At 66.4% G+C, this 19,150-nt stretch carries 19 protein-coding genes; 6 read left to right on the top strand and 13 right to left on the bottom strand.

The genetic code is table 11. From position 1 onward, the window contains the following. Positions 1–100 precede the first annotated feature (100 nt). From ABIE00_RS17910 to ABIE00_RS17875, 8 genes are all read right to left on the bottom strand, one after another. Positions 101–2,245 carry a putative bifunctional diguanylate cyclase/phosphodiesterase gene (locus ABIE00_RS17910; RefSeq protein ID WP_354263416.1) on the bottom strand — a complete coding sequence of 715 codons (2,145 nt, stop codon included), beginning with the start codon at positions 2,243–2,245 and terminating at the stop codon, positions 101–103. A gap of 108 nt (positions 2,246–2,353) precedes the next feature. Continuing rightward, on the bottom strand, positions 2,354–3,736 hold the full coding sequence (locus tag ABIE00_RS17905; protein WP_354262054.1) for a UDP-glucose dehydrogenase family protein: 1,383 nt from the start codon (positions 3,734–3,736) through the stop codon (positions 2,354–2,356). Then, complete coding sequence (locus ABIE00_RS17900) at positions 3,733–4,989, bottom strand: glycosyltransferase family 4 protein (RefSeq protein ID WP_354262053.1); 1,257 nt, start codon at positions 4,987–4,989, stop codon at positions 3,733–3,735. Before ABIE00_RS17900 ends, ABIE00_RS17905 begins: the two co-directional genes overlap by 4 nt. 81 nt (positions 4,990–5,070) lie before the next feature. Beyond that, complete coding sequence (locus ABIE00_RS17895) at positions 5,071–5,322, bottom strand: NfeD C-terminal domain-containing protein (protein WP_354262052.1); 252 nt, start codon at positions 5,320–5,322, stop codon at positions 5,071–5,073. 59 nt (positions 5,323–5,381) lie between these two features. Continuing rightward, a complete protein-coding gene (locus tag ABIE00_RS17890; protein ID WP_354262051.1) occupies positions 5,382–6,818 on the bottom strand; it encodes a flotillin family protein in 1,437 nt (478 codons plus the stop codon). A 344-nt stretch (positions 6,819–7,162) separates the two neighbouring features. After that, a complete protein-coding gene (locus ABIE00_RS17885) occupies positions 7,163–7,804 on the bottom strand; it encodes a DUF3618 domain-containing protein (protein ID WP_354262050.1) in 642 nt (213 codons plus the stop codon). Further along, entirely contained in the window at positions 7,801–8,232 is a 432-nt protein-coding gene (locus tag ABIE00_RS17880; RefSeq protein WP_354262049.1) for a phage holin family protein, read from the bottom strand. Before ABIE00_RS17880 ends, ABIE00_RS17885 begins: the two co-directional genes overlap by 4 nt. Then, positions 8,229–9,275, bottom strand: coding sequence for a hypothetical protein (locus ABIE00_RS17875; protein ID WP_354262048.1), 1,047 nt, complete (start codon positions 9,273–9,275; stop codon positions 8,229–8,231). Before ABIE00_RS17875 ends, ABIE00_RS17880 begins: the two co-directional genes overlap by 4 nt. A gap of 422 nt (positions 9,276–9,697) precedes the next feature. Between ABIE00_RS17875 and ABIE00_RS17870 the strand changes: the two genes are divergently transcribed. Both ABIE00_RS17870 and ABIE00_RS17865 read left to right on the top strand, forming a co-directional pair. After that, positions 9,698–10,570, top strand: coding sequence for a PRC and DUF2382 domain-containing protein (locus ABIE00_RS17870; protein WP_354262047.1), 873 nt, complete (start codon positions 9,698–9,700; stop codon positions 10,568–10,570). Between the two features lie 101 nt (positions 10,571–10,671). Beyond that, positions 10,672–11,442: a MarR family winged helix-turn-helix transcriptional regulator gene (locus ABIE00_RS17865; protein WP_354262046.1), complete on the top strand. Its 771-nt coding sequence runs from the start codon at positions 10,672–10,674 to the stop codon at positions 11,440–11,442. A 143-nt stretch (positions 11,443–11,585) separates the two neighbouring features. On the opposite strand, the gene ABIE00_RS17860 is transcribed toward ABIE00_RS17865, so the two are convergent. After that, positions 11,586–11,762: a hypothetical protein gene (locus ABIE00_RS17860; protein ID WP_354262045.1), complete on the bottom strand. Its 177-nt coding sequence runs from the start codon at positions 11,760–11,762 to the stop codon at positions 11,586–11,588. Positions 11,763–11,850: 88 nt separating this feature from the next. Beyond that, positions 11,851–12,951, bottom strand: a complete 1,101-nt coding sequence (locus ABIE00_RS17855; RefSeq protein ID WP_354262043.1) for a hypothetical protein — start codon at positions 12,949–12,951, stop codon at positions 11,851–11,853. Between the two features lie 129 nt (positions 12,952–13,080). Here ABIE00_RS17855 and ABIE00_RS17850 point away from each other — a divergent pair, with 129 nt between their 5' ends. Continuing rightward, positions 13,081–13,272 (top strand): hypothetical protein, encoded by a 192-nt coding sequence (locus ABIE00_RS17850; RefSeq protein WP_354262042.1) that lies wholly within the window; start codon positions 13,081–13,083, stop codon positions 13,270–13,272. Between the two features lie 161 nt (positions 13,273–13,433). Here ABIE00_RS17850 and ABIE00_RS17845 read toward each other — a convergent pair whose 3' ends face one another. Then, positions 13,434–13,829, bottom strand: coding sequence for a DUF4383 domain-containing protein (locus ABIE00_RS17845; RefSeq protein ID WP_354262041.1), 396 nt, complete (start codon positions 13,827–13,829; stop codon positions 13,434–13,436). Between the two features lie 242 nt (positions 13,830–14,071). Between ABIE00_RS17845 and ABIE00_RS17840 the strand changes: the two genes are divergently transcribed. Then, positions 14,072–15,391 carry a cell division protein PerM gene (locus ABIE00_RS17840; protein WP_354263414.1) on the top strand — a complete coding sequence of 440 codons (1,320 nt, stop codon included), beginning with the start codon at positions 14,072–14,074 and terminating at the stop codon, positions 15,389–15,391. Positions 15,392–15,413: 22 nt separating this feature from the next. Here the strand turns inward: ABIE00_RS17840 and ABIE00_RS17835 are convergent, their stop codons facing one another. Further along, the gene (locus tag ABIE00_RS17835) at positions 15,414–15,857 is read right to left on the bottom strand and encodes a hypothetical protein (RefSeq protein ID WP_354262040.1); all 444 of its coding nucleotides are present in this window, start codon (positions 15,855–15,857) and stop codon (positions 15,414–15,416) included. 39 nt (positions 15,858–15,896) lie between these two features. Here ABIE00_RS17835 and purN point away from each other — a divergent pair, with 39 nt between their 5' ends. Both purN and ABIE00_RS17825 read left to right on the top strand, forming a co-directional pair. After that, positions 15,897–16,484: a phosphoribosylglycinamide formyltransferase gene (purN, locus tag ABIE00_RS17830; RefSeq protein ID WP_354262039.1), complete on the top strand. Its 588-nt coding sequence runs from the start codon at positions 15,897–15,899 to the stop codon at positions 16,482–16,484. Between the two features lie 120 nt (positions 16,485–16,604). Further along, positions 16,605–17,555 carry a putative endonuclease domain-containing protein gene (locus ABIE00_RS17825; protein WP_354262038.1) on the top strand — a complete coding sequence of 317 codons (951 nt, stop codon included), beginning with the start codon at positions 16,605–16,607 and terminating at the stop codon, positions 17,553–17,555. Positions 17,556–17,622: 67 nt separating this feature from the next. On the opposite strand, the gene ABIE00_RS17820 is transcribed toward ABIE00_RS17825, so the two are convergent. Next, positions 17,623–18,975: an MFS transporter gene (locus ABIE00_RS17820; RefSeq protein ID WP_354262037.1), complete on the bottom strand. Its 1,353-nt coding sequence runs from the start codon at positions 18,973–18,975 to the stop codon at positions 17,623–17,625. Positions 18,976–19,150: the final 175 nt, after the last annotated feature.

Genomic DNA, 19,150 nt, shown 5'->3' with positions numbered 1-19,150 from the left:
GAGGGCGACGGGAGGTGATGGAGCGTTCGTCAAAACACGACGGGAACTGAGAGAGGGCTGGCCAAAACGCTGCGGGAGCTGAGAGAGGGTTTGGACGGGGTCAGCGGCGCAGGCGAAGGCCTTCAAGGGCCTCGAGCGCTGCGGCTGAGCGGCTGATGGCCTGCCCGAGGCCGGCCTCGGATTCGGGAACCGAGAACAGGTAGCCCTGCAGCGCGTCGCACTGCAGGTCGGTGAGGAAGGCGGCCTGCGCAGCGGTTTCTATGCCCTCCGCGGTGACGCTGAGCCCCAGGCTGTGGGCCATGTTGATCATGGAGCTGAGGATCGGCAGCTTCTCCGCCCCCGTGCGGACCATCGAGACGAAGGACTGGTCGATCTTCACCGCATCCACGGGCAGGTCCTGAAGCCTGCCCAGCGACGAGTAGCCGGTGCCGAAATCATCGAGCGCCACCCGCACTCCGGCACTTCGCAGGCTCGCGAGCTGGCCGATCACGTGGTCGTCGGCGTCGAAAAACACGCTCTCCGTCACCTCCAGCACCAGCCGCCGGGAATCCATGCCGTGCGACTCTGCCAAGCCCAGCACACTGCCGGCGAAACCGCCGTCCCGCAGCTGCACGCCGGACACGTTCACCGCGAGCGAGCGCTCCCTGCCGTCCGACAGCCAGGGTCCCAGCTGGATGAAACTCTCCCGCATCATCTGCAGGCCGATCGCCGAGATCAGCCCGCTGCGCTCCGCCGTCGGAATGAACTGCGACGGCGGGACATTCCTGCCGTCCCGTTCCCACCGCGCCAGTGCCTCAAACTGGATCACCTCACCCAGCCGCGGCGAGACAACCGGCTGGTAGCTCACTCTGATCTGGTCGTTGTCGACGGCCAGCCGCAGACCCGCCTCCATGTCCGTCCGCTGCACCAGGGCCGTCATCATCTCCGGCCTGAACCGCATAAACCGGTTCTTGCCGGCGGCTTTGGCGGCGTACATCGCCACATCGGCGCGCCGCAGCAGCTCCGAGGCGGCCACCGCGTCCTCGCTGAGCGATGCGATCCCCAAGCTCAGGCTGGGCCGCAGCATGGATCCCTCGATCCGTACCGGGACGTTGAGCGACTGCACGATCCGCTCGGCGACGGCCTCGGCATCCGCGGACCCGGTCAGGAGTACGACAAACTCGTCACCGCCCAGCCGGGCCACCGTGTCGTCGGGCCGCACGCACGCCCTCAGCCGGCGGGCCACCTCCACCAGCATCTGGTCGCCGGCGGCGTGGCCAAGGATGTCGTTGACCTCCTTGAAGTCGTCAAGGTCCAGGAGGAGGACGTCGACGGCGGCACCGCTGCTTCCGTGCAGCGCTTCGGACAGCTGGTCGTGGAACAGCTTACGGTTGGCCAGCCCCGTCAGCGGGTCCTGGAACGCCATGGCCTTCAGTTGCGCCGCCTGTTCGGCGAGGTCCGCCATCGCCTGCCGGGCCTGCTCCTGGGCACGGCGCCGCGGAGTCACGTCCCGGAAGCTCCAGACCCGGCCCACCACCACGTTTCCCACCCGCTGCGGCCGTGAATAGCGTTCGAAGGTACGGCCGTCGAGGAACTCCAGGGTGTCGTGGCTTTCCTCGGTGGGGTGCGCGTAGAGCTCGTTGACCTTGTCCACAAAGCTTTCGGGGTGCGAGAGCAGGCCAAGCACGTAATCCATCACCGCGGCGTCATCACCCGTGGCCAGCAGTTCGCGCGGGATGCCCCACATCCTGGTGAACTGCTCGTTGATGCCGGCGATCTTGCCGTCGACGCCCACCACCAGGATCCCGTCGGCCGTGGACTCCAGGGTGGCGCTGAGCAGAGACATCGCTTCCCGGAGCTCGGCATCAGCTTCCTGCCGGTGAAACGTGGGCCGGACAGCCGCGACCAGCCATGGGCCGCCGCCGGAATCAAGCAGGGAGCAGGCCACCTCGCCGTGGAACTCCGTGCCGTCGCTCCGCAGGCCGTATGACTCGAACGGGGTCTGGGCATCGGCGCCGTCTCCGGACTCGCTGCGCAGGCTCGCGAAAAGCCGGTCGAACCCGCTGCGGTAGCCTTCGGCGAGGAGCATCCGGTGGTCTTCGCCCACGAGCCGAAGCCTGTCGTAGCCGAAGAGCCGTTCCGCGGCGGCATTGACCTGCGTGATGACCCCGTCGCCGCCGATCACCAGAACCGCGTCCGGCAGCGCTTCGAACAGGGCGGAACTGCCGGCCGGATCACCGTCAGGGCGTGGGGAAGCCGCCGTCATGCCGCCGTTGCGTGAGACCGCGAGAAACTCATTGAGCGTCCACCCCCTCACCTCGATCATAGAGGGTGGTTAAGCCGGGCTCGATCCCCTGATGGTGATTGCGCGGACTCAGCCAGCGGAAACCTGCTCCACCAGCGGGGCCGCCTGGGTGCCGAGGCCGCGCACCGTCCAGCCTTCCGCCTGCCACGGCGCAGCGTCCAGCACGTTCCGCGCGTCCAGCACCGTCCGGCGTCGGACCAGCTGCCCGACCTTGGCCGGTGACAGTGCACGGTACTCGGCCCATTCGGTCAGCAGCAGCACCAGCTCGGCGCCCTCGAGCGCGCGGGTGGTGGAGGCCTCGAACCGCAGCTGCGGGTAGCGCATCCACGAGTTGTTGATGGCCTTGGGGTCCGTCACGGTGACGTGCGCGCCCGCCGAGGCGAGCCGGAGCGCCACATCGAGAGCGGGGGAGTCGCGGATGTCGTCAGTGTCCGGCTTGAACGCCGCGCCCAGCACGGTCACCGTGCGGCCGGCGATCGAGCCGCCGCAGAGTTCCCGGGCCACTTCCACGGTCCGGGCACGCTGGCCGACGTTGATGGAGTCCACCACGGCCATCCAGTCGTCGACGGACCGGACCTCCAGCGCCTGCGCCTGGGCACGGAAACTGCGGATGTCCTTGGGCAGGCAGCCGCCGCCAAAACCGAGCCCGGCGTGCAGGTACCGGTTGCCGATGCGCGGATCCATGCCCATCGCCTCGCTCAGTTCGGTGACGTCGGCGCCGGCGGCGTCGCACAGTTCCGACATCGCGTTGATGAAGCTGACCTTGGTTGCCAGGTACGCGTTCGACGCCGATTTGATCAGTTCCGCCGTCGCGAAATTGCAGACGAGCCGTGGGATGCCGGCGCGCAGCAACGGCTCGTAAACCGCGTCCAGCACTGCAGTCACACCGCGGGCAGCTCCCTGCGTGCCGTCGCTGCGGCGTCCGAACGCACCCTCCTTGCCGCCGGGAACCCCGTACACCAGCCGGTCCGGCACCAGCGTGTCCTTCACCGCCGTGCCCTGCCGCAGGAACTCCGGGTTCCAGCCCAGCAGCACATCCGGCCGCGCGGCGAGCATGCGCCCCAGCTTGGCAACGGTGCCCACGGGCACAGTTGATTTACCGACGACGGCGGCACCCCGGCCCAAGTGCGGAAGGAGACTCTTGGTGGCGGAGACGAGGTAGCTGAGGTCGGCGCCGTCGGAGGTCTTGGACTGCGGCGTTCCCACGCACAGGAAATGCATCTGCGCCCCGGCGGCGTCGGCGAAGTCCGTGGAGAAGCTGAGCCGGCCGGTGGTGCGGCTGTCGCGCAGGAGTTCGTCCAGCCCGGGTTCGAAGAAAGGGGCCCGGCCGCTGGCCAGCTGCTCAGCGCGTGCGGAGTCGACGTCGATCCCCACCACGTGGTGGCCCATCGACGCGAGTGTGGCAGCGTGCACGGCACCGAGGTAGCCGCAGCCGATCACGGAAATCTTCACAGGATGGCTCCTTGGATGGTCTTGGTTTCCGGTTCGAGGGGCGATGCTGGCTCCGGCCGCGCTCCGTTGAATGACTCTGGGCCCACGCCGACAGGGTTCCCTGCCCGGGCCTGCGAGGCTAGGGTGTCGCTGGGGAGCGAGATCCCGGCAATGACGTCCTTGTAATGGCGCACCAGCTCTGCGGACAGTGCGGGCCACGTCCGGCCCTGGACCGAGGCGTAAGCGGCCGCCGCGAACGCGCGGCGCTTGGCGTCGTCGCCCATCAGGTCCATCACATGCCGCCGCAGGCCGGCGAGGTCACCGGGTTCATAGAGCCAGCCGGTGCGGGAATTCTCCACCAGGTCCAGGGGCCCGCCGCGGCCCGTGGCCACCACCGGAACGCCCGATGCCATGGCCTCCTGGATGGTCTGGCAGAACGTCTCAAACTCACCGGGGTGGACGAACAGATCGAAGGACGCCACGGCCCGGGCCAGCTCCTCGCCGCCGAGGAAACCGGTGAATGCGGCGTTGGGAAGGGCTTCCTCCAGCGCCGCCCGCTGCGGACCGTCGCCGACGACGACCAGGCGGGTTCCGGGAACGTCTGCCAGCACGGCGAGGTCCTCCACCTGTTTCTCTACGGCCAGCCGGCCGACGTAACCGATGATCCGCTCACCGCCCGGCGCCACGGATGCCCGCCACCCGTCGTCGCGCTTTTCCGGTGCAAAACGCGCGGTATCGACACCGCGCCGCCACATGCCCACCCGCAGAATCCCGCGGCCGCGCAACTGGTTCAGCGCGAAAGTGGACGGCACCAGCGTCCGGGACGCGAGGAGATGAATGTTTTCCACCCGGTTCCAGGCCCAGTTCTCCAAAAACGGCACCCCGTACCGGGCGGCGTAACTGGGAACCTCGGTCTGGTAGATGGCCACAGTGGGGATCCCCAGCAGGTGCGCGGCCTGCGCGGCCCGCCAGCCGAGCACGAACGGCGACGCCAGGTGCACCACATCCGGTGCGTAGTCGGCAAGGATTCTCTTGACCCGGTACACACCTCCCAGCGCCACGCGCACATTCGTGTAACCCGCCAGCGGAACGGAGGGCAGCCGGTGCACGAACGCGCCGTGGACGACGTCCGGAACATCAGTGTCCGACGTCGACGGCGCAATCACCAGCACCTCATCGCCCCGCTCCTGCAGGTGCTCAAGCACTCGCAGGATGGAGTGCGTGACTCCGTTCATCAGCGGCAGGAATGATTCGGCAACGATAGCGATCCTCACCCCTCAACGGTGTTCCCGCCGTCTAACAGTGCGGGGGAGCGGGCGTGACCGGAAGGGGAAGGTTGGGTTAACAGGCGGGGACTACAGTTCCCCGTGGCGGAGGACGTCCGGCAGCTCGTCCACGAAGACTGTCTGCGGGGGTTCGAAGTAGATGACAAGCACCTCGTCACCCACCGGAAAGACGCTGACCTTGTCGAACGGATAGGCGTGGAAGGCGCTGGTGCCGCCGCGGTAGGCGAGCATTACCTCGCCCACGGTTCCGGGGCCAATCTTCCCGCTCACCCTGCCGATCTTCCCGGTCAGGCTCCGGTCAACGTTCTTGTGCGTCGCCATGTCCCTCGGCTTCCCCCGGGGCTTTCCTTGGTTTCCTCGGCTTCCTTGGGGCGCCGTTCCTAGGCCCCGGGCTGCTTCGGCGACTGCTTGACGTGGCCCTGCCCGTTCTTCAGGGCAGTCGACAGACGTGGCAGGAACGAGCCGGCCTGGGTGATGATCCCGCCGACCATGCTGTTGAGGCCGTCGGCGCCGTTAAGGACGGTGAGCTGGTCCACGTGGCCGAACGGTTCGGCCGCCGCCGCCACAATGGCAGGCATGTTCTCCGCCAGCTGCTGGGAGATGACGGCGTCCTGGTTGCTTTCGAGGGCCTCGCCGCGGGCCTTGATGCCCTCAGCCTCCGCCAGCGCTTTGGCCTTAATGGCGGACGCTGCTGCATCGCCGCGCGCCTTGGTGGCAGCCGCTTCCGCCTCGCCAGTCACGCGGGTGGCTCCTGCAGCCGCCGCGGCCGCGCTGGCATTGGCCTGCGCCTCCACCTCCACCCGGCGGGCGTTGGCCTGCGCCTCGAGTTCTGTCCGCTTGGCCCGCGCTTCGGCGGCACTGATGTCCGCGGCTTTCTGTGCCTCCGCCTCTGTCCGCTGCGCATAAGCCTTGGCGTCCGCGGGCTTGCGGATGGTGGTCTGCAGCTTCTGTTCCTCGCGGTCCGCCTCGAGCTTGGCTACCTCTGTTTCCTGGACCACCACCTGCTGGCGTGCGGTGGCATCGGCCAGCGGGCCGGCCTGCGCTGCATTGGCCCTGGCCCGTTCCGCGTTTGCCTGCGCCGCCGACTGTTTGATGGCAGAGGCGCTCTGGGCATCGGCAATTTGGGCAGCCGCCTCGGCTTCCCGCTCCGCAGCCTCCCGGTTCCGGGTGGCCTCGGCAATACGGGCCTCCATTTTGACCTGCGCGATGTGCGGCTTGGCGATGTTCTGGATGTAGCCGGTGGGGTCCTGGAGGTCCTTAATCTGCAGGGAATCCACCACCAGTCCAAGTTTTTCCATTTCCACGCCGCTTGCCCCGCGGACCTGGGACGCCAACTTGTCGCGCTCGCGGATAATTTCCTCAACGGTCATGCTGCCGATGATGGAGCGCAGGTGGCCCTCGAAGACGTTGTACACCTGGCTTTGCATTTTTGGCTGCTGTCCAAGAAACCTTCTGGCCGCATTGGCGATAAAGGCCGGGGCATCCCCGATTTTGTAAATGACCACGCCGTCAACGACCACCTGGATGCCCTGGGAGGTGACGCAGGAAACCTTTAGCTCCGTTTCGTTCAGCGTCAGGGACAGCGTCCGGACGGTCTGCAGTCCGGGCACCACCAGTGCGCCCTTGCCGGTCACAATCTTGAAGTCCATCCCGTCGGTGCTTTCCAGCGTGCCGCGCGTCAGACCCGAAATGATGAGGGCCTCATTCGGTTCGGCCACTTTCCACATCAGTTTGACGGCCAGCCAGATAATCAGAATGCCCAGCAGCACCGAGACAGCGATGACAATCAGGGGCAGGATTGCTGCCAGGTTCTCCATGGCGGTGTCCTCTCAGTGCTGCAATCAGAAAGCACGGGAACTGCGGTGCCGGAAATCCCTCAAGGCGCCGGATTGCCAGCTGTAATAGACAGTGTGGTGGTGCGCCGGGACATAGTCCAGCAATTCGGCCGACGGTAGCCTCGGCAGTGACGGATCCCGACTCAAGGAGCACCCGTGGCACTGACCAACGGCACCGAAGTGGAATGGAGTACGCCGCAGGGAAAGACCCACGGCAAGGAGAAGGGCTAATCGCCGACCGTAAATGCCCGACCGCAGACAAACGGCCGGCCCGCGCAGAGCGGGCCGGCCGTCGTCGTACTTTGACTCTTTAGTTGTTGTCGCCGCTATGTGTTTTGGACGTGGTCTTTGGCGTCGGTGGCTGTTGCTTTGACGTCCTGGGCGGCGGTTTGGCCTTCGTCTTTGACGTGTTGGGCGGCGTCGGTGGCGGTGGCCTTGACGTTTTCCATGGCTTCCTGGGCGGGTTCTTTCCAGCCTTGGGCCATGTCCTTGGCGGCTTCGGTGAGTTGGGTGGTGACCGGTTCGGCCGCGGTCTTGAGGGCGTCGGCGGCTTCGCGTTCCTTTTCGCTCGGGGGGATGAGGGAGGAGACGAGGAGCCCGGCGCCGAACGCGATCAGCCCGGCGGCGAGGGGGTTGCCCTGGGTTTTGGCGGCGACCTGGTGGGGTGCGTCGGCGATTTTCTCGCCGGCGTCGTGCAGGGCGTTGCCGGCGGCGTCGGTGGCCTGGTGCATTCCGCTGGTGGTGGAGTGGGCGGCGTGGTGCAGGCTGCCGGTGGCGCTGTGGGTGGTGTGCTCGGCGGTGCCCATGACTTTCTCCTTGACTCCGAAGACGGCGTCCCTGACTTTGCCGGTCTGGCGGTGGACGATGTTGGAGGGGGTGACTTTGTCGGCGACGGCGTCCACGTTGGTGCCGAGGCGGGCGCGGGTGGCTTCGATGTCGGCGCGGATGGCGTCCGGGTTCTCACTCATCGGTGGTCTCCGTTCGGTTTGAGGGTGGGTGGGATTTCCCGTGCTGTTTCGACGGTTTGGGGCATGCCTTTGATGGTTTTGAGTTCCTTGCGTCCCATGGAGGCGAGGATCGCGGCGATGATGCCCCAGAGGACGGCGACGACGACGGCGGACCAGCCCAGGCCCATGAGCTCGCCGAGGGCGTACCAGAGGGCGATGGAGAGGAACAGGAGCACGAAGTGCCCGGCGATGCCGGCGCCGGCGAGCATGCCGCCGCCCTTGCCGGCCCGGGTGCCGGACTGTTTGAGTTCGGCCTTGGCGAGTTCGATTTCCTGCCGGATCAGGGTGGACAGGTCCCGGGTGACCTCGCCCAGGAGGTCACCGAGGGAGGTGGTGTCGGCCTTGGCGTGCGCGGCCGTCGGTGGGGTATCGGGTATCTGGCTGCTCACAGGGGACGCCCCCCGCCCTCAGTATCGTCAGTATCCCGCCGCCTCGGTTCGCCATATCCCGGTTCGCCGGGTGCGGGCTCACCGACGCCCGGTTCGCCGACGCCCGGTTCACTGTATGCGGGCTGTTCCCCGTAGGTTTGTTCGCCGTAGGCGGGTTGGCCGGTGGCGGGTTCGCCGTATGCGGGCTGTTCCCCGTAGGTTTGTTCGCCGTAGGCGGGTTGGCCGGTGGCGGGTTCGCCGTAGGCGGGCTGTTCCCCGTAGGTTTGTTCGCCGTAGGCCTGCTGGGTGTAGGCGGGTTCGCCGAGTTCGGCGTGGTCATAAAGGGGTGCGCCGACTCCGGCATCCAGGCTGCCCTCCGTAGCAGGCGGCTGCATGGGATAGGGCGGGACGGTGCCGCCGGTGGATCCGTAGCCGGCTGCGGTCCCGGTTTCCGGGGCGCCGGCCTGCAGGCTGCGGCCGAGGCGTCCGGCGAGGAGACCGGCGCCTGCCGCGAGGAGCAGGAAGGTGCCGGGGCGCTGGCGGGCGAAGGACTTGACCTCGTTCAGCAGTGAGCCCGGATCCCGGTTGTCCAGCCACGATGCGACAGATTCGGAGCGATCGGCGACCTGGCGGACCAGGTCCGCGGCCACGCCCTGCTGGTCCGGCGCGTCGGCCATGGTGCGCAGCTGCGAGGAGACGTTGCGGATGCCTTCGGCTGCCTTGGCCTGCTGGGTGCCGGCCTGGTCGGTGAGGTCCGACTTCGCCTGGTGCAGCAGATCGCGGGCGCTGTTCTTGGCCTCATACGCCACGTTCTTCGCCTCGGTCTTGGCCGTCTCGGCCACATTCTGGGCGGCCCCTTTAGCCTCGCCGGCGACGTTCGCGGCCTCATCCTTCGCGACGTCCTTCTTCGAGGTAGCAGCATCCTGGTAGCCCGGGGTGCCGGTGTAGTCAGTGGTGCCCGTTCCACTTGCACTGTATCCGGTGGTGCCGGTGCCGTAACCCGTATTCTGTGTGGCCGGGGGAGAGGTGAGGTTTTCGTCCTGCGGCCATTGGTTCTCAGTCATCTTCGCTCTCTCTTTCCGAAAGGGTCAGCTGCTGTACAGGAACCAGCGTTGCTGGCATGCAATGGTAAGCATGTTTACTAATAAATAGTAAGCACCCTTGCCATTTTTTCCCACCCTTACTTGTGCGCCCCCGGGTGCGCCCTCCCGGTGCGACGCCGCAGAGGGGATTGACGGCTGGCGGCAGCGGCAAGGAGTGATCCCGAGAAAAAAGCTAAGCAGGCTTGCCAATCTGATAGTAAGCATGCTTAGGGTATAAGTGCGAGATCGACGTATCGATCTCGGCAGCGACGGCCGATTGCCCGGCTGGGTGCGCCAGCCGCCCCTTTAGGGCGGCGACGGTGTGCCCTGAACTGCCGGTTCGCCGTCGTCGGCCGCAGCGTGACCAGCCATTTGAACACGAAGTCAAACTCCAAGGAGACAGCATGCTCACCAAGGAACACATCGACGATCTGCTCAGCAAGAACGGCAACATACTCTCCGCAGACGGAGACAAAATTGGTTCCCTCGGCCAGGTTTACGCGGATGATGACAACGGACAGCCCACCTGGGTGACCGCAAGGACAGGCCTTTTCGGGACCTCGGAGTCCTTCATTCCCCTCGAAGGAGCGCGGCTTGAGGGATCCGACATCGTTGTCCCGTACAGCAAGGACCAGGTCAAGGATGCACCGCGCGTCGACGCTGAGGGCCACCTTGACCCCTCAGAAGAGGACCGGCTGTACGAGCACTACCAGCTCCACGGAACGGTGACTTACACCGAGGCGGCGAACGGGGACCGGGCCGGCTCCGGCCGGACGGCCGAGCAGTCCGCTGCCCGCCTTTCCGCCACCGAGCGGGATGCAGGATTCGCTGCTGCAGGCGGTGGTGGAACTTACAGCGCGGCAGATGACAGGCTCGCTCGTGATGCCTCCGGACTGTCGGATGGTGACGCCATGACCCGATCGGAGGAGCGCGTGAACGTTGGCACCGAAAGGCAGGCGTCCGGCCGGGCACGTCTGCGCAAATACGTGGTGACCGAAAACGTAACCCAGACAGTACCCGTACAGCGCGAGGAAGTACGGCTGGAGCGCGAACCGATCACAGAAGGAAACCGGGACGACGCGCTGAGGGGGCAGGACATCGGCGAGGAGGAACACGAAGTAGTGCTCCACGAGGAACGTCCCGTGGTGGCCAAGGAGGCCGTGCCGGTTGAGCGGGTAAGGCTGGACACCGAGACGGTCACCGATGAGGTGACGGTGGACGAACAGGTCCGCAAGGAGCGTATTGAGGCCGAGGGTGTGGAGGACACCCGCCGTTGACGTGCTGAACGCCGGGGCCGGGTTCCGGCCCCGGCGTTACCGGCATTTTCGGCTGGCGGTGTTGCCAGCACGGGCTCAAAGGGGAAAGAAGGTCTAAACCGATGGTCCCGAATCCTGACGCAGAGCAGTGGGGGCCTCACCAGCTGCTGTCCATGGCCGCCAGGCTCGTCCAGCGCCGGCAGGATCAGGCGCTGGCTGAACTCGGCCTCACGCATGCCGCAGTCATCGCCCTGCAGGGTCTCCTCGACGGTCCGTTGAACCAGGAAGAGTTGGCCGCCGATATCAAGGTCCGCAGCCAGTCCATCGGCCGGGTCCTGACGCGGCTCGAAGCGGCTGGGCTTGTTGCCCGTGAGTCGAGTTCACTGGACCGGAGGCACAACGAGGTATCCATAACGGAAGCAGGCCGCCAGGCATTGGAGGCGGCACGGAAAGCTGAGCAGGCCGCATTGCCCCCCGACGTGGTCCAGGGGACTGTCCTGGGCCGGGAGTTGGCGCGCGTCATCAGCTATTTTCCGGGCAGCGCCAAACCTGGCTCGGCCAAGAACCAGAATTCAGCAGCCGTCGTCGGCGAACCAGCCGCGGACGCCACCAGGGAACCAGGCTCCCCCGCAGCCGGTGTGCCCACGGGAGGTGCACCGACAGAAGGCGCCCCGCCAACAGAGGCTGGTTTCACACGAGGTGCGCCCAAGGAAGTTGCGCACGCGGCTCCGAGCGCGGACACGACTGCAGAACCTGCGTTGCGGGCACCGGCCCCTGAAGCAGAGGCCGCCGAGGCAGATCAGGCTAAAGGGGAGGGCGCCACGGGGGCGCCGCAGGACCGAGCCGAGACAGTGCAGAAGCCGGCCGGGAGCGGTGACAGCGGTACGAAGTAAACCTGTTGCGCGGCTGGGGGAGTTGTTTATGAGGACAAGTGTCGCCGCGCCGCGCGCGGCGACACTTTCCTGTTGGCGTCCCTGTTGGCGTAGGCCGGTCCGGGCTCAGGTCCGGACCGCGCTCTGGCTTCGCCGGGGCATCCCTAGCTTCGCTGCTGCATCGGGTCGGGCCAGTTGCCGATGACGCCGGACATGGGGTCGGGCCAGTTTCCGATCCGGCCGCGCATGGGGTCGGGCCAGTTTCCGATCCGGCCGGCAACGGCTCCGGACTGCGGGCGGGACGGGCGGGAGGCGGCAGACAGCGGGGCGTGCGTAGACATGACATATTCTCCTGACTGAACTGATGGTCCTTGCGCAGGGCTGCGCAGGTGGTCTTTTCTGCCCTGAAGGTGGGCAGAGCTGACCTGTTCAGTCGGGGGAACACCCCGGATCGAAGGCTGGGCCGGCGGGAAGGTTCTGGGCGGTATCGAGCACCCGGGCGCCGGCGAGCAGAGGCGTGCTGTCCCAGCTTCCCGCTGCATCGGCGGCCTGGGCTCCAGAGCCTTCAGCGCCCGAGGAGGAGTTCCCGGACGTTCCCTCGCTTACGGCGAAGGACAGAAGATGGCCGCCGCCGGGCAGCGCATCAAGGTTTGTGCTGTTGTGAATCGAATGGCTGGCGCCGGCCGGCTCTCGCCCCTCCGGTGTGGTCATCTGGAGCTCGGCCAGTGAGAGACCCGTGCCCGCGAGCGGAACACCGCCGGCAGCAGCGGGAGAGACAGTGGCTGCTGTCTCGGCCGGTGCTGCCGACCGGGCCCCGTCTGCCGCCTTGCGAGTGGTCGTCCCCGGCCGAACATCCGAGGAGGAATCATCACTCGTAGGTGCGGCAAGATCTGGCGAGCTGTGCCCGGTGCCAGGGGCCGGCGCCGGCGATGTGACACCCGGTACGGGAGCTGCGGGCAGTTCCGGCAGCGGCACTGCAGGCAGCGGCACTGCAGGCACCGGCACAGACGGCACGGGCACCGCGGGGACCGGCACAGCAGGAATCGGGAGAGAAGGAACAGCGGGCACCGCAGGAGACACCGGCAGTTGCGGTACCGACGAAACGATGTCTTCCGCGGCAGCAGCCAGGTTGTCCACTGTGTCCGCCACGGTGGTCACCGCAGTCGATGCCCCGTTGACCACGGCGCCGGCGGTGCCCGTAACGGATCCGACGACGGTCGTCACAGGCTTGCTGAATGCAGTCGGGAGGCTGGGTGCTGCCGGCAGTGCCGGAACCGCCGGCAGCAGCTTGGCGACGGGGGCAACCCGGGAGGTAGCGGAAGCCAGGGGAGCGGACAATGTCGACTGCGGGGTAGCAGCTGCCGGGGTTTTGACGAGGGATCCGGTCTCAAGCGAACCGGCCGTCACGGTGTCCCCGGGCGCTGCGTCGGCTGATGCCGCTCCCCAAATAATCCACGCCAGGGCCAGGAGAACGGGCAACAGCAGGGCGCGCAGGACGGTTGCGTCCAGTAAAAGCACCCTGTTGCCCATTCGAATCACCCCCCAGCGCAATGGGAGACCAGAATATGCCCGGCGCCCCGTTCCGTCCAGAGGAAAAATATTCGCGCATGAGCGGGCGCGTTGAATCGCAATAAAATTTAAGCAGAAGGTGCTTTAGAGATGTCCGGATCCATCGTCGTCGTCCTTGTGCTGCTGGCCGTAATCGCCGTCGTTGCCATTTCGGCAACGGTGCTGGCCGTCCTGCGTGACGGGCGCGGCGAAGTGCGGAGCGAACCGTCCGAGGAGCCCTGGACTGCGGGGAACCTGCCCAGCGAGCCCTATTCCCAGATCCGTTTCAAGACCGGCTTCTGAAGTGGCCGTCCGCGGTCAAGAATGCTCCCCAGTGTGCCCACACAAAGTTGGTGCAGCCGCCCACGAATTCGCGTGGCCGCCTGCACCAACCGGTAGTACGAATACTCAGATTAGATATCTATTCATTCGCGGCTCCTAGTTCCCGGCGTTCGCGTTCCGGGCTATTTCCTGTCCGCGACCGAATGCCGTGAAAACATCCAGCCAGCGGCAATCATCAATACACCAGCCACCATCATGGTCCAGCTGTCCAGCATGTTCAGCGACAGGAAGTTGGCCGCCGAATCCACTCCGACACTGAGCCCGTAGATGCTAATGACGAGATAAAGCGCACCGGCTCCCATGAGGAACCTCCGGGCGCCCATCTCTCCGCGGGACATGGCCCAGCCGGTTGCGCCAATGACCAGCTGCACGATGTTGAGCAGCATGGATACCTGGAACAGGCCGAGGAACATGGCGTGCGAATCAGGCCCAAGGAACATCAGTTCGCCATACCGTGCAGTGATGCCCGGGATGAACCCCAGCACACCGACCACCATCAAGACAATACCTACACCCATGCCAGCGTTCTGAACGTCAGTCCTGCCAAAGTGAACGCCGTGTGCATGTGGGGATGCGGTAGTCATTTTCTGCCTCCAACCACTGAATGCGGACAAGCTAATTTTACGACGGGCCTCCCGAAAAAGCGCCCGCAGACGGGCCGGCCATGTGCCGGTGCGGGCGCATGACCGTCCGACTTTCCCGCGCCGTTGAGCCTGTCGAAAACGGGTGAGCGAGGCCCCGCATGGCACGATGGGAGGCGATGAAACTGCGTGCTGACCAGACCGGAGACCGTGGCCTTCCCATGCCCCTGTGGCTGCAGGGCGGGCTCGAGTCCGCCCAGGCGGCCATCATCTCGGCGCTGGTGGTCATAGCCCCCATCGTTGCGGTGTGGGCGACCTCCGGTTTCGGCAGCACCGGCCTCGATGCACTGGCCCGGCTCGCCGGCCAGGCGTGGCTGGTCATCCACGGGGTGCCCCTGTATCTCACCACCGTGGGGGAGGGCGCTGCCGCGAGGCCCGAGACCGGCACGCTGTCGCTGCTACCGCTGGGCCTCACACTCATTCCCTTCCTGCTGGCCTGGCGGGCCGGCAGGCGCCTGGCCCGGGCGTCGTACACGGACCAGCTGTGGCAGGCGCTGCTCGGCTCGTGGCTGGTCTACGCGGGATTTGGCATCGCCACGGGGTTCATCTGCCGGACCGAGGACGTTGGGGTTTTCCTCTGGTGGGCCGGGCTCCTGCCGCTGGTTCCGTTCGGCCTCGGGATGGTGATCGGCGCCCGGCGGGAAGCCGGTTCATGGAGCCGGCTGATCGGCGTCGACGCCGTGGACTGGATCGCCCGCACCAGCCAGCATTCACGGTGGGCGGGGTCGTATCTGGCCTCGGCAGCCAAGGCGGGCTTTGTGGCCGTGATCGCGGCGCTCGCCATGTCCTCGGCGCTGCTGGCCGTGGACCTGTTCATCCACTGGAACCTTGTGGTGGCGGTTTATGAAGGACTCGACGCCGGACCCGTGGGAGGAGCGGCGCTCACCATTGCGCAGCTCGGCTTCCTCCCCAACCTCGCCGTCTTTGCGCTCGCCTGGCTGACCGGCTCCGGGTTCGCCCTGGGCGCCGGCTCTCAGGTGGGCCCGCTGGAAACCGCCGTCGGGCCTCTGCCCACAATCCCGGTTTTCGCGGCGATCCCTTCCGGCTCCCTCGATTTCGGTCCAGTGGCGCTGGTGGTTCCCGTGCTCGCCGGGGTCCTGGCCGGCTGGTGGTTCCTGCGCGAAGGTGAAAACCACTTCGATGAATGGCTGTCCATCAAGCTCCACGTCCGCTGGCTGACCGCCGCGGCGTCCACCCTCTTCCTGGCGCTGATCGTCGGGGCGGCAGCCGGCGTGCTGGCGGCCGCACTCGCCTGGCTGGCACGCGGCTCGGCCGGCATCGGCCGCCTCACGGACATTGGCCCGGACCCGTTGTGGACGGCAGTCTGGCTGGCAGCGGAAGTGGGCGTCGGCGTCGTAATTGGATACGCGGCGGGACCGTGGCTGGAACGCCGGCAGCTTCGGGACGCCGAGCTGGGGACTGCCCCGAGCAGCAAGTAGTCTTCGGGTTGTTGGGCCGGTTCTAGCGCACGGGCTGCTTCAGCGGTCCGGGCAGCGAGTTCTCCAGATTGGCCCGGCACTCCGTGCTTGCCTTGCTGGTCAGCGCCTGGCGGGAGCACTGCTGGAAGTCGCGGATCTGGTTGAAAAAGAGCACAGAGGTCAGGACCAGGAGAACCATGACCGCCGAAACCACAAGACCGGAAATGGTGCCGAACAGCACCAGTTTGGATTCCTTGAACCGGATGGCCCGGATGAGCACCATGATCCCCAGGACGATGCCCGCCGCCGTTAATATGGCCGTGAGCCAGAGGTAGGCGAGGTCCAGTTGGAAGACGAAGAACGCGCCCAGCACCGCAACAATGAACATGCGGAACAGCGTGTGCGTCTTCTGGAGCGAGGCCTTGGCCTCCTCGCTGAGCGGACGCGCAGTCCGCTGAGGCCCCTGCGGGCCCGGAGTGGGGTTCATGTTTTCCAGCCTACGCGAGCGTCCGCCTAAGCTTGAGCAATGCGCATAGTAGTCCTCGTCTCCGGAACCGGTTCCAATCTTCAGGCCGTCATCGACGCCGTTCAAGCCGGGGACCTGGATGTTGAGATCGCAGCGGTGGGCGCGGACCGTCCGGGAACTTACGGCGTGGAACGTTCGGCTGCAGCCGGGATCGACACGTTCGTGGTGGACTTCAAGGCCTACCCGGACCGTGCGGAGTGGAACGCCGCCCTGACGGATGCTGTGGCCGCGTACCAGCCGGATGTGGTGGTGTCCTCTGGCTTCATGCGGATCGTGAGCCCCGAGTTCATCGACGCTTTCGACGGAAAATACCTCAACACCCACCCCGCCCTGCTGCCCTCCTTCCCCGGCGCCCACGGAGTCCGCGACGCCATGGCCTACGGGGTCAAGGTCACCGGCTGCACCGTGCACTGGGCCGACGCGGGCGTGGACACGGGCCCCATCATCGCGCAGGAAGCCGTGCCCATCGAGGACGCCGACACCGAGGAAACCCTGCACGAGCGGATCAAGGTGGTGGAGCGCCGGCTCCTGGTCTCCACGCTCGCGTCGCTGGCTGCTGAGTACGCCGCCGCGAAAACTCCCAACTAGCTCGCATTTAATGTCGTTTTGAGCCCTCAAAACGACAACAATTGCCAGTCAGTTGCGTTGGCAGGACATTTGCCTGTGGATAACTGCCTGAGCAGGTTCCGGATTTGCAACCATGGTGCCGTGAAGACCCCTCGTCCCCTTCCCGAGCCACTGGCCTTGGCGCCCTTCACTTGCCAAGAAGCCACCGACGCCGGCGTCAGCTTGCGGCGGCTCCGGCACCAGGCGCTGCACTCACCCAGCCGGGGCATCAGGGTGCCCGATTACCGACCCGCACTTGGTCCCGCGGAGTCGTTTGCACCCGAGGCGATCCGCCCGTTCACCCGGGTGACCGAGTTTTCAGCCGCATCCCACGCCACCGCTTTCACCTTCTGGAAGTTCCCCGGGTTCCTGCCCGGTCAACGGGATCCGCGCGTCCATATCTCCCGGCCGGACACCATGGCCATTTCCCGGCGCACGGGCGTCATAGGCCATGTGGGGCAGTTCTTCGACGATGAAATCGTGAGTGTCGACGGACTGCTGGTGACGAGCAGGGTCCGGACGTGGCTGGACATATCTCGGAAGATGAGCGTTGAGGAGCTGACTGTGGTGGCCGACCATCTCCTGCGCATTCCCCGGCCCGAGTTTGAAACCAGGGACGAACCGCACGCAACTCTGGGGCACTTGGCCGACATGCTGGACAGGCACAAAGGAACACCGGGCATCCGAAAAGCCAGGCTCGCCCTCGACCTGGCACGTGTCGGTGCGGATTCGGCGCCGGAGACTCGGCTACGGCTGGCGCTGGAATTTGGGGGCCTGCCGGAACCGCAACTCAACGTGCGCACGGAACTCCGTTCCGGCGTCGTACGTCAGCCCGACATTGGCTATCCGGAACATCAGGTTGCCGTGGAGTACGAGGGTGAGGGCCACTCGGGGGCTGAGCAAATCGTCCGTGACATCGCCCGGGAGGAGGACTACGGCCGTGGAGGCTGGCTGCTGGTCAGGATCTCCAAGCGCCACATGCAGAAGGATGCCCGATCCGCAGTCGCGAAAGTCCGTGCTGCGCTGCTCAGTAGGGGCTGGTTGCCCAAGTAACTCGCAGTTGTTGTCGTTTTGAGGGCTCAAAACGGCAACAACTGCGAGTCAGTTGGGGGAGGGGGCGCTACTCGAGGCGGCGCTGGCGGGTCTCGGGGGAGAAAAATGCCATCCACAGCACGGACAGGACCACCAGGCCGCCGGCGAGAGCAAACGAGGTGGCGAGCCCCAACTGCGGCCAGAAGTAGTTGGCGAAGATGAGCGGGCCGAAGCCAGCCCCCAGCCGCGAGAACGTGGACGCCCAGCCGAAGCCGCTGCCGCGCAGCTCCGTCGGGTACAGCTCGGAAACGTACGCGTAGAGCACCGGGATGGCCACCTGCACCACGAACCCGAACACCAGCAGCCAGAACACCGCGGCCGTGGGCACGTCAACCACGAACGCCACCACCACGAGGATCAGCGCGGAGAGCGGTCCCGTGATGGCCAGCAGCCACTTGCGGCCCACGCGCTCCACGAGCAGCGCTGCCGCGATCACGCCCAGGAGCCCGACGGCGGCCATCCCCGCCGTCGTCAGGAACGCCTTGTATTCGGCGAACCCGGCGCCGATCAGGATCCGCGGCATCCACGTGAGGGAGAGGTAGTAGACCAGCAGGATGCTCATGAACAGTGCCCAGGCGGCGGCGGTGATCTTCCAGTTGAACTGCCAGACACCGCGCAGCTGCTGCCACGCGCTGCCGGCCGAGAGCCGCGCTACGGCCAGCGGCTCCGGCAGGCTGTAGGCCCGGGGCTCGGCTCCGGTGGCCTCGACCAGACCGTCAATCACCCGGGCGGCTTCGTCGCGGCGGCCCTTGCGGATCAGGAACAGCGGCGACTCCGGAACGCTGCGCCGCACCCAGAACACGAGCAGGGCGGGCAGCACCATGACGAGCATGGTCAGGCGCCAGTCGGCAAAGGCTGCCACCAGCCATGCGGACACGAACCCGCAGAGCGCTGCGCCCACGGGCCACCAGCCATCCATGGCGGTGAGGACCCGGCCGCGCTGCCTGCGCGGCGTGAACTCACCCACCAGCGCGTAGTCCACAGGAATGCAGCCGCCCAGGCCGAACCCTGCCATGAAGCGGAAGACGCAGAACCAGAGGAAGTCGGGGGAGAAGGCGCCAAGCACCGTGAAGACCGAGAAGATCAGCAGCGTGGCCGTGAAGGCCTTCCTGCGACCGATGGTGTCAGCAACGGTGCCCCAGATGAAGGCGCCCAGGGCCATGCCGATCAGGTTGGCCGTGCCGATCCATCCGGCCTCGCCCGGGGTGAGGCTCCAGTGTGTGGACAGCAGCGGAATGAGAATGCCGTTAAGGGTGACGTCCCACGCATCGAACATGAATCCCAGGCCGCCGATCACGAAGATCCTGCCCTGCACTTTCCAGCGCCACGGCAGTTCCTGGACTACCTGCTCGCCACTGGGCACAGCGGTATAAATATTCATCTCGGCCTCCTGCTTAAACCTTACGTTGCGGAACGCCGCCCAGGGCCGTACCGCTACGCCACGAACAGGCCGGTCTTCACACTGGGCCTGCCAGCAGGAAGGGGTCCGCCGACACGATAAACTGGGCCCTATCCCCACCAACCGCGGCACATCAACCGCGAGATAAAGACGGAGA

Source organism: Arthrobacter sp. OAP107 (assembly GCF_040546765.1).
GTDB lineage: Bacteria > Actinomycetota > Actinomycetes > Actinomycetales > Micrococcaceae > Arthrobacter.
Note: the sequence above shows the minus strand (reverse complement) of the source record. Positions and strands in the feature narration are given on the sequence as shown.

Bases quoted from the DNA above. Each gene is read 5' to 3' on its own strand.
- ABIE00_RS17885 (WP_354262050.1), bottom strand. From the start codon at position 7,804: ATGAGTGAGAACCCGGACGCCATCCGCGCCGACATCGAAGCCACCCGC.
- purN (WP_354262039.1), top strand. From the start codon at position 15,897: ATGCGCATAGTAGTCCTCGTCTCCGGAACCGGTTCCAATCTTCAGGCC.
- ABIE00_RS17870 (WP_354262047.1), top strand. From the start codon at position 9,698: ATGCTCACCAAGGAACACATCGACGATCTGCTCAGCAAGAACGGCAAC.
- ABIE00_RS17835 (WP_354262040.1), bottom strand. From the start codon at position 15,857: ATGAACCCCACTCCGGGCCCGCAGGGGCCTCAGCGGACTGCGCGTCCG.
- ABIE00_RS17840 (WP_354263414.1), top strand. From the start codon at position 14,072: ATGAAACTGCGTGCTGACCAGACCGGAGACCGTGGCCTTCCCATGCCC.
- ABIE00_RS17860 (WP_354262045.1), bottom strand. From the start codon at position 11,762: ATGTCTACGCACGCCCCGCTGTCTGCCGCCTCCCGCCCGTCCCGCCCG.
- ABIE00_RS17855 (WP_354262043.1), bottom strand. From the start codon at position 12,951: ATGGGCAACAGGGTGCTTTTACTGGACGCAACCGTCCTGCGCGCCCTG.
- ABIE00_RS17910 (WP_354263416.1), bottom strand. From the start codon at position 2,245: ATGACGGCGGCTTCCCCACGCCCTGACGGTGATCCGGCCGGCAGTTCC.
- ABIE00_RS17865 (WP_354262046.1), top strand. From the start codon at position 10,672: ATGGTCCCGAATCCTGACGCAGAGCAGTGGGGGCCTCACCAGCTGCTG.
- ABIE00_RS17875 (WP_354262048.1), bottom strand. From the start codon at position 9,275: ATGACTGAGAACCAATGGCCGCAGGACGAAAACCTCACCTCTCCCCCG.
- ABIE00_RS17895 (WP_354262052.1), bottom strand. From the start codon at position 5,322: ATGGCGACGCACAAGAACGTTGACCGGAGCCTGACCGGGAAGATCGGC.
- ABIE00_RS17890 (WP_354262051.1), bottom strand. From the start codon at position 6,818: ATGGAGAACCTGGCAGCAATCCTGCCCCTGATTGTCATCGCTGTCTCG.
- ABIE00_RS17820 (WP_354262037.1), bottom strand. From the start codon at position 18,975: ATGAATATTTATACCGCTGTGCCCAGTGGCGAGCAGGTAGTCCAGGAA.
- ABIE00_RS17845 (WP_354262041.1), bottom strand. From the start codon at position 13,829: ATGGGTGTAGGTATTGTCTTGATGGTGGTCGGTGTGCTGGGGTTCATC.
- ABIE00_RS17850 (WP_354262042.1), top strand. From the start codon at position 13,081: ATGTCCGGATCCATCGTCGTCGTCCTTGTGCTGCTGGCCGTAATCGCC.